Source organism: Gordonia paraffinivorans NBRC 108238, assembly GCF_000344155.1.
Lineage (GTDB): Bacteria > Actinomycetota > Actinomycetes > Mycobacteriales > Mycobacteriaceae > Gordonia > Gordonia paraffinivorans.
Map to the genome: position 1 here is coordinate 56,322 of NZ_BAOQ01000036.1, position 14,153 is coordinate 70,474.

11 protein-coding genes and 3 pseudogenes are annotated in these 14,153 nt (G+C 67.4%); 7 read left to right on the top strand and 7 right to left on the bottom strand.

The genetic code is table 11. From position 1 onward, the window contains the following. Positions 1-77 precede the first annotated feature (77 nt). Together GP2_RS17015 and GP2_RS17020 are read left to right on the top strand one after the other, a co-directional pair. A pseudogene (locus GP2_RS17015) lies at positions 78-1,334 on the top strand (branched-chain amino acid ABC transporter ATP-binding protein/permease); the annotation flags it as partial. Further along, complete coding sequence (locus GP2_RS17020; protein WP_006901779.1) at positions 1,331-2,056, top strand: ABC transporter ATP-binding protein; 726 nt, start codon at positions 1,331-1,333, stop codon at positions 2,054-2,056. The pseudogene GP2_RS17015 and the gene GP2_RS17020, both read left to right, overlap by 4 nt. A 189-nt stretch (positions 2,057-2,245) precedes the next feature. On the opposite strand, the gene GP2_RS17025 is transcribed toward GP2_RS17020, so the two are convergent. The 3 genes from GP2_RS17025 to GP2_RS17035 are packed head-to-tail and all read right to left on the bottom strand — an operon-like array spanning position 2,246 to position 5,239. Beyond that, positions 2,246-3,514 (bottom strand): NAD(P)/FAD-dependent oxidoreductase, encoded by a 1,269-nt coding sequence (locus tag GP2_RS17025; RefSeq protein WP_006901780.1) that lies wholly within the window; start codon positions 3,512-3,514, stop codon positions 2,246-2,248. Beyond that, a complete protein-coding gene (locus GP2_RS17030) occupies positions 3,511-4,899 on the bottom strand; it encodes a cytochrome P450 (protein ID WP_006901781.1) in 1,389 nt (462 codons plus the stop codon). The genes GP2_RS17025 and GP2_RS17030 overlap by 4 nt, the downstream gene beginning before the upstream one ends. 19 nt (positions 4,900-4,918) lie before the next feature. Beyond that, positions 4,919-5,239 (bottom strand): 2Fe-2S iron-sulfur cluster-binding protein, encoded by a 321-nt coding sequence (locus GP2_RS17035; protein ID WP_006901782.1) that lies wholly within the window; start codon positions 5,237-5,239, stop codon positions 4,919-4,921. 171 nt (positions 5,240-5,410) lie between these two features. On the opposite strand from GP2_RS17035, the gene GP2_RS17040 reads away from it, so the two are divergent. Beyond that, the gene (locus GP2_RS17040; RefSeq protein ID WP_006901783.1) at positions 5,411-6,046 is read left to right on the top strand and encodes a TetR/AcrR family transcriptional regulator; all 636 of its coding nucleotides are present in this window, start codon (positions 5,411-5,413) and stop codon (positions 6,044-6,046) included. Between the two features lie 86 nt (positions 6,047-6,132). On the opposite strand, the gene GP2_RS17045 is transcribed toward GP2_RS17040, so the two are convergent. Then, entirely contained in the window at positions 6,133-6,549 is a 417-nt protein-coding gene (locus GP2_RS17045) for an Hsp20/alpha crystallin family protein (RefSeq protein WP_006901784.1), read from the bottom strand. A 323-nt stretch (positions 6,550-6,872) separates the two neighbouring features. After that, entirely contained in the window at positions 6,873-7,811 is a 939-nt protein-coding gene (locus GP2_RS17050; RefSeq protein ID WP_006901785.1) for a 1-phosphofructokinase family hexose kinase, read from the bottom strand. A gap of 595 nt (positions 7,812-8,406) precedes the next feature. Here GP2_RS17050 and GP2_RS17055 point away from each other — a divergent pair. The 4 genes from GP2_RS17055 to GP2_RS17070 all read left to right on the top strand — a co-directional run bounded on the left by GP2_RS17055 (position 8,407) and on the right by GP2_RS17070 (position 12,040). Next, on the top strand, positions 8,407-8,865 hold the full coding sequence (locus GP2_RS17055) for an Rv3235 family protein (protein ID WP_085950522.1): 459 nt from the start codon (positions 8,407-8,409) through the stop codon (positions 8,863-8,865). A 364-nt stretch (positions 8,866-9,229) separates the two neighbouring features. Next, positions 9,230-9,820, top strand: a complete 591-nt coding sequence (locus tag GP2_RS17060) for a hypothetical protein (RefSeq protein WP_083900269.1) — start codon at positions 9,230-9,232, stop codon at positions 9,818-9,820. A gap of 71 nt (positions 9,821-9,891) precedes the next feature. Continuing rightward, entirely contained in the window at positions 9,892-10,383 is a 492-nt protein-coding gene (locus GP2_RS17065; RefSeq protein WP_040527318.1) for a hypothetical protein, read from the top strand. A 154-nt stretch (positions 10,384-10,537) separates the two neighbouring features. Further along, complete coding sequence (locus GP2_RS17070) at positions 10,538-12,040, top strand: bifunctional aminoglycoside phosphotransferase/ATP-binding protein (protein WP_255218652.1); 1,503 nt, start codon at positions 10,538-10,540, stop codon at positions 12,038-12,040. 76 nt (positions 12,041-12,116) lie between these two features. Here GP2_RS17070 and eutC read toward each other — a convergent pair. Next, a pseudogene (gene eutC, locus GP2_RS17075) lies at positions 12,117-12,891 on the bottom strand (ethanolamine ammonia-lyase subunit EutC). Then, positions 12,888-13,910 (bottom strand): annotated as a pseudogene (gene eutB, locus GP2_RS17080) (ethanolamine ammonia-lyase subunit EutB); the annotation flags it as partial. The pseudogenes eutB and eutC, both read right to left, overlap by 4 nt. Between the last annotated feature and the right edge of the window lie 243 nt (positions 13,911-14,153).

Consider the following 14,153-nt stretch of genomic DNA (forward strand, 5'->3'; position numbering starts at 1 on the left):
CGCGATCGAGACACACGCCATGACACGGAACCGGGCACCGACGGTGAGGCCACAACCCGCAGACGCACAGATGGTTCAGCCGCCTGGGCGCCTCGATGCTGGCTGTCCGCGCCAACGAGCGGTCCGCGGCCGCAGCCGGCATCAACGTGTCGCGGACCAAGCTGGTGCCCTTCGCCATCGCCGCGTTCATCGCGGGGGTCGGCGGTTCGTTGATGGCCTACCAGCAGACCGTCGTCGTACCGACGTCATACGTCGCGATCGCCGGCATCGGCATGTTCGCGGTGTCCTATCTCGCCGGGATCACGTGTGTGTCCGGTGGTGTCCTCGCCGGCATCATGGGTGCCGGCGGAATCCTCTTCGTGTTCCTCGATCGCGTGGTGGACCTCGGCGAGTACTACCACGTCATCACCGGGGTCCTCTTGGTGATCACCATCATCGCCAACCCCGAGGGCATCATCTCCGAGGTCCACAGGGCGATCAACTGGTTGCGCGGCAAGGTCACCAGCCGCTCACAGGACGAGACCCCACCCGAACTCCTCAGCGCCACCGATGCCCTCTCTCCGCCACCCGAATCCGCTCGCGAAGTGGGAGAGGTGCTGCTGTCGTCGACGGGTATCGGCGTGCACTACGGTGGGGTGACGGCCGTAGACGACGTGTCCTTCGATGTCCGGGAAGGCGAGATCATCGGTCTCAGCGGCCTCAACGGGGCAGGCAAGACGACCTTCATCGACGCGATCAGCGGATTCGCCGACGCGGCAGGCAGCGTCGTGCTCGACGGGGAGCGTCTCGACGGCCGACGACCCCACGAACGGAGCCGCCGGGGCCTCGGCCGGACGTTCCAGGGCATCAAACTGTACGACGACCTGTCGGTCCGCGAGAACGTGACCATCGGCACGACGGCCGCGCGGCACCGCGGAAGGCCGACAGGGTCGGGGGACGACGACCTCGAGAGACTCTTCGACGTCCTGCACCTGACCCCGGTGGTCGATCGTCCGGTCAAGGAACTCTCGCAGGGCCGGCGACAACTCGTGTCGGTTGCCCGGGCGCTCGCCGGGCGCCCCCGCGTGGTTCTGCTCGACGAGCCCGCAGCCGGTCTGGACAGTACCGAGAGCGTGTGGCTCGGACACCGCCTTCGGGCCATCCGGGACGCCGGCCTGACCATCGTCATGGTCGATCACAACATGGAACTCGTCCTCGAGGTGTGCGACCGCATCGTCGTCCTGGACCTCGGCCGCGTCATCGCGATCGGGACGCCGGACGAGATCCGCAACGACCCCGTCGTCACCAGCGCCTATCTCGGCGCCGCCCACGCCAGGCAGGAGCTCAAGGCATGAGTACCGTCCTCAGCTGCACCGCGCTTGATACCGGTTACGTCGGCCGTCCCTGCGTGCGCGGATTCGACCTCGAGCTCCAGGCCGGCGAGGTGCTGGCGCTTCTCGGCCCCAACGGCGCAGGAAAGACGACGACGCTGATGACACTGGCGGGGTTGCTGCCGTGCCTCGGCGGTGAGGTATGCATCGACGGACACCCGGTCAAGCCCGGTCACGCGCGTAGCGCGGTCAAGGCCGGCCTGGTCCTGGTTCCCGACGACCGGTCGCTGTTCACCACGCTCACGGTCGAGGAGAACCTGCGGCTGTCGGTGAGAGCTCGACGGGGATGGCGCACTGAACGCGACACGGTCCTCGAGACATTCCCGCAGCTCGCCGACCGCCTGAAAGTCCCTGCCGGAGCCCTGTCCGGCGGCGAGCAGCAGATGTTGGCGATCGGGCGAGCCCTGGTCCAGCACCCCAAGGTGCTGCTGATCGACGAACTCAGCATGGGCCTGGCCCCGGTGATCGTGGAACGTCTACTGCCGGTCGTACGCGAGGTCGCCGACAGGACCGGCGCCGCGGTCGTACTCGTCGAACAGCACGTTCAGTTGGCTCTCGAGGTCGCCGACACCGCGATCGTCGTACGGCACGGTCAGCAGGTGCTGAAGGGCAGGGCCGCTGATCTCGCCGCGGCTCCGGAGCTCGTCGAGAACGCATACCTGGGGGAGGCGTTCGCCTCCTCGTGAGTCCCTCGTCCATGCCCGGTCAGGCAGTGGCCGTCTCGGGCACACCGGCGTTTCCGGGTCATGAGTGATGTCGCCCGCGACATCACCTCGGCGCGGCGCCATCGATCGAGGTCGCCGACGCGGATCGAGGTCGCAAGCGCAGGGAACTCACAGATCGGCGGCCGAACCGAACCTCGACGAGCGAAGCGACTACGTGCTCGCCAAGGAGGCCTTCTTCTTGGCGGCGTCGAGCAGATCCGCAACCGGCACCGAGAGGTCCGCCAGCTGCTCGGGATCGACCGGCAGCCCCTGTGACAGTACGCGTTTGGCGAACATGAACTCCTGTGGACGGTTGACGCAATCAGCCGCGATCAGTTCCCCGTCACGCAGGTAGAAGCATGCGAACTCACGGTCCGAGGTCGGGTCCCCGCGGAGGACGACCCGGTCGTACCCGGTGTTGAGCCCGGCGATCTGAAGCTTGAGGTCGTACTGATCGGACCAGAACCAGGGCAGCGCGGAGATCGTCGCCGGCTTCCCGCACATGGTGGCCGCTGCCACCTTCGCCTGCTCTCCGGCGCTGGGAACCGACTCCAGCCGGACCTTGCCGTACCGCGTGTCGTGATAGGTGACGCAGTCGCCGGCCGCGGTGATGTCCGGGTCGTTCGTCCGCCCCTGGGCATCGACGACGATGCCGTCGTCGACGTCGAGTCCGGCATCGATCGCCGGCGCGACGTTGGGCCGGACGCCGATGCCGACGACCACCAGATCGGCGGGAATCGTCTCTCCGTCGCCGAGGCGAACGGCGCGCACGCGCTCGGTTCCGTCACCGCTCGCGTCACCGTCGAAGGCCACAACCGCGGCGTCGGTGCGAACCCGGACGCCCTCGGCCTCGTGGATGCGGCGATAGAAGTCGGCGACCTGCGGGGCGGTGACACGCTTGAGGACCCGGTCGGCCGCCTCCACGACGGTGACGTCGAGGCCGAGCTTGCGCAGGGACGCCGCCGTCTCGAGTCCGATGTAGCCACCACCGACGATGACGGCCCGGCTGCTGCCGGGGACGTCGGCGCGGATCGCCTCGACGTCCTCCGCGGTGCGGAGGTAGTGCACACCGCTCAGCTCCGCACCCGGGATCGACAGCCGCACCGGGGACGCACCGAGGCACAGCGCGAGTCGGTCGTAGGCGACGGCCTCGCCGTCGTCGAGGACGACCCGCTTGGCGTCGCGGTCGATGCGCTCGGCCCGCGCGCGACGGAACTCGATCCCCTTGGTGGCATAGAACTCCGGGCCGCGGATCAACAGGTCGTCGATCCCGACGGCGTCGGCCAGGTAGGTCTTCGACATCGGGGGCCGGTGATAGGGGAGGTGGGGCTCGTCGCCGATGAGGACGATCTCGCCTGTCCAACCCGACGACCTGAGCGCGGCGCTGAGCTGGGCGCCCGCGTGGCTCGCGCCCAGCACGACAGCACGTCCCGAGGTCATGAGGTCTTCTTCGCCGTGAGTTCGACCATCAGCTTGCTGTAGCCGCGCACGAAGTTCGACTGCACGTACTCGGGCTCCTCGAGCACCTTGATGTCGTCGAAGCGCTCGAGCAGTTCCTCCCACAGGATCCGCAGCTGCAGCTCGGCGAGCCGGTTGCCCATGCAGCGGTGCACCCCGTAGCCGAAAGCCATGTGGTTGCGGGCATTCGGGCGGTCGATGATGAGCTCGTCGGCGCGCTCGAACTTGCTCTCGTCCCGATTGCCCGAGGCGTACCACATCACGAGCTTGTCGCCCTTGCGGATGAACTGGCCGTTGAGGATCGTGTCCTTGGTGGCGACGCGTCGCATGTAGGCGAGCGGGGTCTGCCAGCGGATGATCTCCGACACCATGTTGGGGATCAGGCTCGGATCGGCCTTGAGCTTCTCGAACTCGCCGGGGAACTTGTTGAGCGCATAGACGCCGCCCGACATCGAGTTGCGGGTGGTGTCGTTGCCGCCCACGATCAGCAGCGTCAGGTTGCCGATGAACTCCATCGGCCGCTTCACGAGGTCCTTGGTGTCCTCGTTGGACTGCAACATGCTGATGAGGTCGAACCCCGGTTCCTCGCCGGCGGCCCGACGCGCCGCCTTGTCGTGCCACAGCTCGCTGAACGCGCGGACCATCTCCAGCGCCGCCTGGTAGACGACGTCGGGATCGCTGGCACCGCCGGTCGCCTCCTCGCTGCCGGCCGCCAGGTCGGACCAGCGGACGAGGTTGCGCCGTTGCTCGTACGGGAAGTCGAGGATCGTGGCGAGGGTCCGGGCGGTGATCTCCACCGACACCCGGTCGACCCAGTTGAAGGGCTGCCCGACGGGGAGGTTGTCGAGGACCTCGCACACGCGTTCGCGGATCAGCCCCTCCATCTCCTTGAGGTTCTTCGGCGCGACGACGCCCTGCACCGCGCGGCGCTGCACGTCGTGGCGCGGCGGGTCCATCGCGATGAACATCTCGACGTCGAGACCCGGCGGGGGAGTGCCGATGACGATGAAGGGTTCGGCCGAGAACGTCTCGTGATCCTTGTCGACGGTCAGGATGTCCTCGTACCGGGTCACCGACCAGAACGGACCGAACCGGCTGTTCGGCTGGTAGTGGACGGGCGCCTCCTCGCGAAGGCGCGCGAAGTACGGAGCCCACTGACCCTGGCGGTACATGAACGGGTTGCTCATGTCGATCGCGTCGAGGGAGACCTCGTCGACCGGTGGGATCGGCTTCTCCACAAAGGGTTCCGGTCGCGACTCACCCACGAGACGGCCACGCGCCTTGTGGAAGAGCTGGAGCGCCTGAACCTGGCGGTCCACCGGGATGTTCGCCTGCACCGTTTCGACGACGCGGTCGAGGATCTGCATCAGTGATTCTCCGTTCGGCTCAGAACTGGAATTCGGGAAGGTTGACGATGAGTCCGTCGTGCTCGGCGCCGAGTGCGATCTGACACGACAGGCGCGAGGTCTCCTGGCAATCGGGATTCATCTCGAGCATCTGCTCCTCGGCGGGGGTGCGGCTGCCGGTCGCGGCGATCCATTGCTGGTCGACGGTGACGTGGCAGGTGCCGCACGCGGCATCGCCGCCGCAGTCGCCGTCGATTCCGGAGACCCCGTTGTCGATCGCGACCTGCATGAGGTTCTGTCCCTCGACGAACGGGACCTCGTGCTTCTCTCCGTCGAAGCTGATGAAGGTGACGGTGGCCATGTGGTTCCTCCTCGAAGCCTGCCCGGTGTGATGGTCACCACTAGGTGTTGGCAGTGTCAACATGAGAATGAAGCAGAATGTTGTCCTTGTCAACATTCGTTGGTCAGAAAGTTCGCGAGAGCGCGTTCACCCTGGTCGGGACAGCAGACCCGACTCGGTAGAGTGACCGGCATGGCTTCGCCGCGCACCACCTACCATCACGGCAACCTTCGCAGCGCCCTCATCGACGAGGCCTGGGAGCTCGCCCGCACGAGCGCTCCCGAGAAGGTGACGGTCCGGGAGGTCGCGCGCCGCGCCGGCGTGTCACACAACGCCGCATACCGGCACTTCGCCGATCGCCAGGAATTGATGTCATCGATCGCGGATCGGGCGCTGGCAACGCTGGCCGAGATGATGCGCGACCGGATCGCGACGGTGTCCACCGACCAGGACCCGGCGTCCATCGCGCGCGACCGGTTTCGGGAGACCGCGCGTGCCTACGCCTCGTTCGCCATCGACGAGCCGCATCTGTTCCAGGTGGCGTTTCACGCCGAGTTCTCCCGCCCCGGAGTCAGTCCCGACGTGTCCGAGCGACGAGGTGGCCCCTACGCCATCCTGCACAGCGTCCTCGACGAGATGGTCGAGGTGGGGGAGATCCCCCCGGAACGCCGATCGGATGCGGAGATGGTCTGCTGGGCCTCGGTCCACGGCTTCGCCGAACTGTGCATCAAGGGACCGCTGAGGCTTCTGCCGGAAGACGAGCGCGACAACATCTTCGAGCGATTGCTCGTGACACTCCTCCACGGCCTGAAGGCGCCGATCGCCTGAAAGCCAAAGACCCGCCCCGTGTCGCCGGAGGGGTGGGGGAACAGACTGGCGACTCGGGGCGGGCGGTCTGGGAGACGAACGGCCTGTCAGTCGGTTTCGATCTTGACCTCGGTGCCCTCGTCCTTCGCCTCGGCCACGGGCACGGTCACGGTCAGGATGCCGTCGCGGTAGCCGGCCTTGACCTCGTTCTCGACGAATCCCTGCGGCAGGGTCACCGACCGGGTGAACTCGCCGTAGGAGAACTCGGAGTAGCCCTCGCGGCTCTCACGCTGCTCACGCTTGGCGTTGATGGTCAGCGTGCCGTTGCGGATGGTCACGTTGACGTCCTTGTCCGGGTCGATGCCGGGAAGTTCGGCGCGCACGACATATTTGCCGTCCTCGACCTGCTCCTCGACCTTGATCAGATGCCCGTTCGAGCGGAGCAGATCCGCCGCGGGAAAGCTGTTGAAGAACTCAGCGATGTTGGGGAACAGCGAACGAGTCGCCAACTGCGTTGTGGCCATGATCCAACCTCCCTTGTCGTCTGAAATCAGCCATCTACCTCTGGTTCTACGCAGCTCGTGACGAGTTTCGAGGGTCTTAGGACTCAAGGTCCCGAGCCCGTCGCCCCTACCAACGCGCAGGTGAGACGGTGTATTCCTGGAAGCCTGCCCTGTTGATGTCCCCACGCTCGGTGAACACCCCTGTGCGACAGACGCTTCCGCACGACGAAGCCGCCCGCCCGGGACGGACTCGGCCCCGGACGGCCCGGGCGGATGATCATCACCGTCGAGTACGAACGCCCGCGGGACGGCTCCGCCGAGGCCACGTGCGCGATCTCGGGCCGTCAGTCCGAGAGTGACTGTGACGCTTCCCGATACAAGCGGTCGACGTCCTCGGGGCGGGGCGGCTCGGTACCCGGCGTCAGCATCGCCGCGGCACCGGCGGCATTGCCGTAGCGCACCGCGTCGACGATCGACCAGCCGCGCGCCAGCGCGACGACGGTCGCCGCCACCATGCTGTCGCCGGAGCCGACACCGGTGCCGGCGACATCCACCGGAACACCTGGGACGTCATGATCCTCGTCGGCGGTGACGACCAACGCGCCGTCGGCACCGAGCGAGACGATGACCACCTGACCGATGTTGCGTCGGATCAGCTCTCGGGCCGCCGCGACCTGCGACGGGCGGTCGGGGAGCGGTTCGTCGACGAACTCACGCAACTCCCGGACGCTCGGCTTGATCAGGTAGGCGCCGGTCACCCAGTGCAGGGCAGCGCCACTGGTGTCCACGACGAGCCGGCAGCGGCGGTCCCGGGCGATCCTCGAGACGGCGCCGAAGAATCCCGGCGAGCAGCCGGGCGGCAGGCTCCCGCTGACCACCAGGTCCGACGCGGACGTCGCCGCGGCGTCGACGGCCCGGAGCGCACGCAACTCGTCGTCGGCGTGCAGTTGCGGCCCGGGCATCACGAACCGGTAGCACTCGCCGCTCGCTTCCTCGACGACATTGAACGATTCCCTCGTCGGCTCGTCGACCCGGACGACGCGGAAGTCGACCCCGTCGGTTGCCAGAAGTGACTCGATGTGTCGCCCGGTATGTCCACCACTGACGATGACCGCCGTCGACGACGCCCCCAGCCGCGCGGCGGTCCGCGCCACGTTGATCCCGCCGCCGCCGGGGTCGTATCGGGGCGTGCTGCATCGCATCTTCGAGCCGGGCATCAGTCGAGGAACCGTCGAGTGGATGTCCAGCGCGGGGTTCATGGTGACGGTGAGGATGTGCGGCATCGAGTCGGGCCTTTCGGCATGATGTCGTGTGGACGCTGAACAGACGGTGGTCTGTCTCGAATGTGCTCCTACGCCATCGTCGTGAAAAGGGTCTTTGGGCCCCGTGCGACATCCGCGACGCGCGCAGATCCAGCGCGCACGAGACCTGCGCCTCGTATCGTGGGCGACGCCCGAACACCAGGGCGGGACGGTCTCCGCCTGGCCGGGAAAGCGACACCTCGGGGCGCATCATCAGGTGCGGAACAAGGAGACACGCAGTGGAGACATTCGAGGTTCCTGTGCGCCGCCCGGGAGAAGGGTCTACAGGTGCTGCGCGACGGCCGATGGCACGACGTCACCCCCCCGCTGACAGTGGACGAGCACATCGCCGCCAGGCTCGCGGGATCCCGGGCCGGGCTGCTGAACGCGGCCGCGCGACGAGAGGCGAGCGGGTTCTCTCCGCCGACGGCTGACGACCTCCCCGCTGCGACGGAACCTCGGCGGCGAGTGGCCGCAACCAACGTGCATGCGAACATCGAGTGCAGGTCAACCGACGGTATGCGCCACCGCTGCAGCAGGGAGTCCACGGCTCGGAACCGTCCGACTGCGAGAACGGATGCCGCAAGGCGCCATCGCAGCGAACCGCACCAGCACCGCCGCAGTCGAGGCACACCGATTCGCGGTGTCGACGATGCGCGCCGTCTTCGAGGTCATCGACCGGCGCCGCGGCTCGGCGCAACTCGGTGGCGCGGCTGCTCCGGATGTGATCGATCAGGTCGACGCGGTCGTGCGCCATGACGCGTTCGGGATCGTCGGCTCGGGCACGGCACCGACGACACAGCAGTCGGGCTGCACGCGAATCCAGCGCGTGCACGCACAGCTGTGCGACGTGAGCGCGGCCGAGATCTTCGGCACCTGCCTGATCGGCGGACGGATCCGGGTCTTCGCCGGCCGCGTCGAACGCAAGCCGGTCCGAGTCCGTGCCCCGGGTCCGCGAACACCCGCCGTCGGTGGGCGCGGCGCGCTCGAACGCGCCGAATACCGCTGGCAGTTGGTCTCTCTCGAGTTCTGCTGAGCCAGCGTCGAATCCGGTCCCATTCGACTGGGCGCGGTCTGACCGCACAGACGTCTGGGTGAGACGAGACGCCTCATCTCTTCCGCTCGCCGTCGATCACCTCGGCGAAGTACGCGTCGAGACGCTCGAACAAAGGCCAGGAAGGCCTCGAGGTGACCATCTGGCGAGTCTGCGTAGACCGCCGCGGTCATCTCGCTGTGCATCGCGTTCACGCCGGCTGCGACGCGCGCACCGACCTCGGTCACCCGGACGACGCGGGACTTGGCATTTCCCGGGGGATGCTCGACGCTCACCAGTCCGTGGGCACGCATCTTGTTGAGGGCCTGCGATAGTGGGGGTACCGCAGAACGTCGCCTCGGCAATCATGGTGATTCTCGTCGTCGCCGTCTTCGTCACGGCGCTCGCCCTACCCTGGCTTCCGCTGCCCGACCAGCGCAACCGAACCAAGTCCGAACGTCTCGGCGCCATGATCATCGTGTGGGTCTTCATCGCCCTCGCACCGAGGTTCATCTGGGAACTGCCCTGGCTGTTCTTCTACGACCAGATCAAACAAGGCGTTCTCGAAGGGTCGGTCTGGACGTACATGTGGTCGCCCTATCTGCTGGGCGGTGACGCCCGTTATCTGAACGGAGACCCGCTCGTCGTGACGCTCGAGTGGATCGCGCTCTTCGTGGGAGTGTTCGAGCTCTACGCGTTGGTGCAGTACTTCAGGAACGGCAAGCGATTCACGAGCACGCAGCTCTCGCTGATCATGGGCGGCATGATCGTCGAAGTCACCCTTCCGGCAGTGTATTTCGGCACCGAGATCGCCAACAATCTGGACAACGTCTCCAGTCCCGCCGACCTGCTGATCAAATTCGTCCTCCTGAACCTCTTGTGGTGCACGATGCCGCTGCTCACATATTTCTGGGGTGTGCGACGTCTGGCGACCCAGAATCTCGCGGTCGGGTTCTAGTCGGCGTTCGCGAGCCACCGCTACGAGTCGACCGTGCGACGACGCCCGGACACGGTTGGTTCAATGAGGGCATGACGATGTCCGGGCGCCTGGGCCGCACCCTGCGAGTGCTCATCTGGGTGATGCCAATCGCCCTGTTGGTGATCTTCGTCCTGGGCCGCGAGTTCCTCGGCGGTAGCGCGGGCTGGGCTTCGGTTCTCGCCTTCGCGTTCTCGCCCGCGGTCCTCGTCGCGCTGTACCTCCCGGTGGTCGTCGCGACGTTCGATCGACGTGCGCGCGACGCAGGGAGTCTGAGACGGGCGTTCACGTGGACGACCATCGGCTGGTACGCATGCGCAGTCGGCGTGATCGTCTCCATCCCGGACGGCGGAGATTCGGGTGACCGGCTCTCGCCGCTGATGACGTGGACGGGGATCTCGGACTCGGCGTCGGAGGTGATCGCGGTCTGCATGCTCGGCGCCCTCGCGGTGGCGCTCGCCGCGAGTCTGGTGGCGGCGACCGCCGGAGTCGTTGCGAGCCGACGGATCGGTCAGGGCCCGACGGCACGATCCGAGCAACCCTGACCGTCGTCGGCCCACCACCGGAGACAGCCCCACCTGTTCCCACGGCCGGGGTGCACGGTGCGTCGAATGCCCGACGCGGAGAGCAAGGGACAAACGACCGTGTCGCAACCGGTCGAGCATGAACGAGGATGGAGACGGATCAGGCAAACGGGAGGTGAGCGTGCAATCGGACCCGGCCGGCCACGATCTGTCGGAGCATGCACAGGCCATCGAGGTCCGTGAGACACACAGCGGCATCGTCGTGCTGTGTGGTGATCGGGCGTTGAAGGCGAAGAAGCCGGTGGTGACCGACTTCCTCGATTTCGGGTCCGTGGAGAAGCGGGAGGAGGCGTGCCGTCGCGAAGTCAGTCTGAACCGGCGACTGGCACCACAGGCGTATCTCGGCGTGGGACATGTGTGCACGCCAGGGAAGGCGCCGGAGCCGCTCGTTGTGATGGCCCGGTTACCGGAGAAGTACAAGCTCACGAACCTGCTGAAGACATCCGGCCCAGACGGCGAGGAGGATGTCGTCGCCGAGATCGGCCGCTTGGCCGCTCTCATCGCGCGGTTCCATCACGACGCGGACCGGGGCCCGGAGATCTCGCGACAAGGCACCTCGACCGCGGTGTGGGATCGGTGGCAGGCGAATCTCCGCGAGATCCGAGAACTCGGGCCGCCGGAGCGCATCGGCGACCTGCTGGACGAGATCGGCGTTCTCGCAGAGGAGTTCATCGCCGGGCGCGACGAGCTCTTCGACGAGCGGATCGTCGAGGGGCGGGTGGTGGACGGACACGGTGATCTGTTGGCCGAGGACACCTTCTGCATGCCGGACGGCCCGCTCGTGCTCGACTGCCTGGATTTCGACAGCCGACTGCGCAGCGTCGACGGTGTCGATGACATCGCGTTCTTGGCGATGGACATCGAATATCGCGGTCACCGACGGCTCGCCGACCTGCTGGTGTCTGCCTACCTGACCGAAGCGAACGACTCGGCGCCGAGGTCGCTCATCGACCAGTACATCGCATACCGCGCGATCGTGCGGGCGAAGGTCGACCTGATCCGGGCCACCCAGGGCGATGCGGATGGTGCGGGGCGGGCGTTGTCGCATGCGTTGCTGGCGCGCGACCATCTCAGGAGTGCGCAGGTGCGGTTGGGTCTGGTGGGCGGGCTTCCCGGCACGGGCAAGTCCACGGTGTCGCGGGCGTTGGCCGACGAGGTGGGAGCGCAGCTTTTCTCCAGTGACGCCGTCCGCCACGAGCTACGTCGCGCCGGAGCCCTCACCGGTACAGCCGGCGACTTCGGCGCCGGTCTGTACTCCGCCGCGAACACCCGGATCGTCTACGAAACGCTGTTGTCTCGCGCAAGGCAGCACTTGATCCGCGGTGAGTCGGTGATACTCGATGCGTCGTGGACCGACGCCGAGTTCCGCCGTCTCGCCCATTCGGTCGCCGACAGTTGTCATGCCGCGACGATCGAGATGCGGTGCGTCGTCGACCCGCAGGTGGCCGTACGCCGGATCATCGAGCGTGCCGACGCGCATCATTCGGACGCCACCCCGGAGATCGCGGCCGAGATGGCCGCCCGGGCCGACGAGCACTGGCCGGATGCGGTCGACATCGACACGGGAGGTGCCGTCGAGAACGCGGTGGAATCGGCGATGCGCCATTGGCGGCGGTGACCGAGTCGCCTTGCGCGCGACGGCAGGCGGGTGTGGGACACGTCGACCGATCCGACGGCACGGGCGTCCCGCCGTTCTAGACGTCCAGGATTCGCGCGTCGGTGTCGGCGAGCTGGTCGCGAGAGGTGTCCTTGAGTGCGACTCCGGACCTCCCCAGCTTTCGGGCGCCGTCGACCAGGGCCGCAGTGATCGCGGCGGCGGTCGCGTAGTCCAGGCCGTCGGGCGGGTGGATGTTCGAGATGCAGTTCCGGTCCGCGTCGGTGCGGCCTGGCCGCGGGAGGTGGGTGAGGTAGATGCCGAGGGCTGTCGGCAACCGACAAGCCCGGGCGTTCACCGATGATCAGAACCATCGTCTGGGCTCGAAGTGCCTCGCCGATGTGGTCGCCCAACGCCACGCGGGCCTGGGTTGCGATCACTGGGGGAGCGAGGGAGTAGTGCAGGCACAAGGTGTCGACGAGTGCCTCGAGCAGTCCGCGCCCGTGCTCGCCGAGCGCACGCGGCGACAGTCCGTCGGCCAGCACGATGGCGAGGTCGGCGCCGGTGTCGGGCAGGTGCGACAGGTCGGCGGGCGCCCGCCCGCGATCCGGTCGCCGCAGGTACTCGCTGCGAGAGCCGGCCTGGCTCTGGACATGCAGTGCCGGCTCGACGTCGAGATCACCGATCTGCCGCGCCAGGTCGGCGACGTCGAGTGGCTCGTGCACGGCGTCGCGGGCCGCTGCATGGTCCGCCTTGAACTCGAGGACCCGGCGCGAGGGGAGTGAGGTCCCAGCCCGGCCCAGGCCGATCCGAGCTCGGGTGGTCGATCGCAGTTCGGCCCAGTGGTCCTCGGCAGGCCGGTGGCCGGCGGTCATCGGTCCGCCGCCAGCGAACGCAGGGGAGAGGTCGCCGGGTCGACCGGCAGTATGCGGCCGTCGGCATCGGCCATGCCGAGCCCGGCCAGCCAGGCCTCGAACTCCGGGGCGGGGCGGAGGGCGAGTGCCTGACGCACGTAGAGCGCGTCGTGAAAGGACAGGCTCTGGTAGCCGAGCATGATGTCGTCGGCCCCGGGGACGGCGATGACGAACGCCGCACCCGCGACACCGAGCAGCGTCAGAAGCGTGTCCATGTCGTCCTGGTCGGCTTCGGCGTGGTTGGTGTAGCAGACGTCGACGCCCATCGGCAGGCCGAGCAGCATGCCGCAGAAGTGGTCTTCGAGACCGGCGCGGATGATCTGCTTGCCGTCATAGAGGTATTCGGGTCCGATGAACCCGACCACGGTGTTGACCAGTAGCGGTTCGAGGACACGCGCCACGGCATACGCGCGGGCCTCGAGGGTCTGTTGATCGACGGGCTTGCCACCGGTCCCGAGATGCGCGTTCGACGACAGCGCAGATCCTTGTCCGGTCTCGAGGTACATGACGTTGTCGCCGACAGTGCCGCGACGCAGTGAGCGGGCTGCGTCGTTGGCTTCCCGCAAGGTGGCGATATCGATCCCGAAACTGCGGTTGGCGCCTTCGGTTCCGGCGATCGACTGGAACACGAGGTCGACCGGGCCGCCCTTCTCGATCAGGGCCATGGTCGTGGTGACGTGGGACAGCACGCACGACTGCATCGGGATCTCGAAACGCTGCCGGATGTCGTCGAGCAGGTGGAGGAGCTCCGAGGTGGCGTGTGGGGAGTCGGTTGCCGGGTTGATGCCGATGACCGCGTCTCCGCAGCCCATCAGCAATCCGTCCAGTGTTGCCGCGGCGATTCCACGGGGATCGTCGGTGGGGTGGTTGGGCTGCAATCTCGTGCTGATGCGACCCGGAAGGCCGACGGTGGTGCGGAATGCCGCGGTGACCGTTGCGGCCGAGGCGACGAGGATCAGGTCCTGATTCCGCATGAACTCCAGCTGCGTGGGACGAGGCGGGCGCTTTTGCAGGCGAGCGCGTGTTCGCGCGGGACCATCGAGTCCACGCGCAGCGTGGTCCTTCACAACGCCGCTGTTGGCGGCCTGCGTTCTGGAGTGGTCGGGAAACGTCGGCCTGGACAGGGCAGGGCGGTGTTCGGGTGATGCTCTCGGCTCACCACAGGTGGCGGTGAGGGCAGGGGCCGGCGGCCTATGCCGGCCTGTGGCCGTGAAATGCATCTT

Excerpts from the sequence above, each read along its gene's own strand:
- GP2_RS17030 (WP_006901781.1), bottom strand. The coding sequence starts at position 4,899 with ATGCAGATCCTCGACCGCGTCGTCGAAACGGTGCAGGCGAACATCCCG.
- GP2_RS17060 (WP_083900269.1), top strand. The coding sequence starts at position 9,230 with ATGGTGATTCTCGTCGTCGCCGTCTTCGTCACGGCGCTCGCCCTACCC.
- GP2_RS17035 (WP_006901782.1), bottom strand. The coding sequence starts at position 5,239 with ATGGCCACCGTCACCTTCATCAGCTTCGACGGAGAGAAGCACGAGGTC.
- GP2_RS17020 (WP_006901779.1), top strand. The coding sequence starts at position 1,331 with ATGAGTACCGTCCTCAGCTGCACCGCGCTTGATACCGGTTACGTCGGC.
- GP2_RS17025 (WP_006901780.1), bottom strand. The coding sequence starts at position 3,514 with ATGACCTCGGGACGTGCTGTCGTGCTGGGCGCGAGCCACGCGGGCGCC.
- GP2_RS17045 (WP_006901784.1), bottom strand. The coding sequence starts at position 6,549 with ATGGCCACAACGCAGTTGGCGACTCGTTCGCTGTTCCCCAACATCGCT.
- GP2_RS17050 (WP_006901785.1), bottom strand. The coding sequence starts at position 7,811 with ATGCCGCACATCCTCACCGTCACCATGAACCCCGCGCTGGACATCCAC.
- GP2_RS17040 (WP_006901783.1), top strand. The coding sequence starts at position 5,411 with ATGGCTTCGCCGCGCACCACCTACCATCACGGCAACCTTCGCAGCGCC.
- GP2_RS17055 (WP_085950522.1), top strand. The coding sequence starts at position 8,407 with ATGCCGCAAGGCGCCATCGCAGCGAACCGCACCAGCACCGCCGCAGTC.
- GP2_RS17065 (WP_040527318.1), top strand. The coding sequence starts at position 9,892 with ATGACGATGTCCGGGCGCCTGGGCCGCACCCTGCGAGTGCTCATCTGG.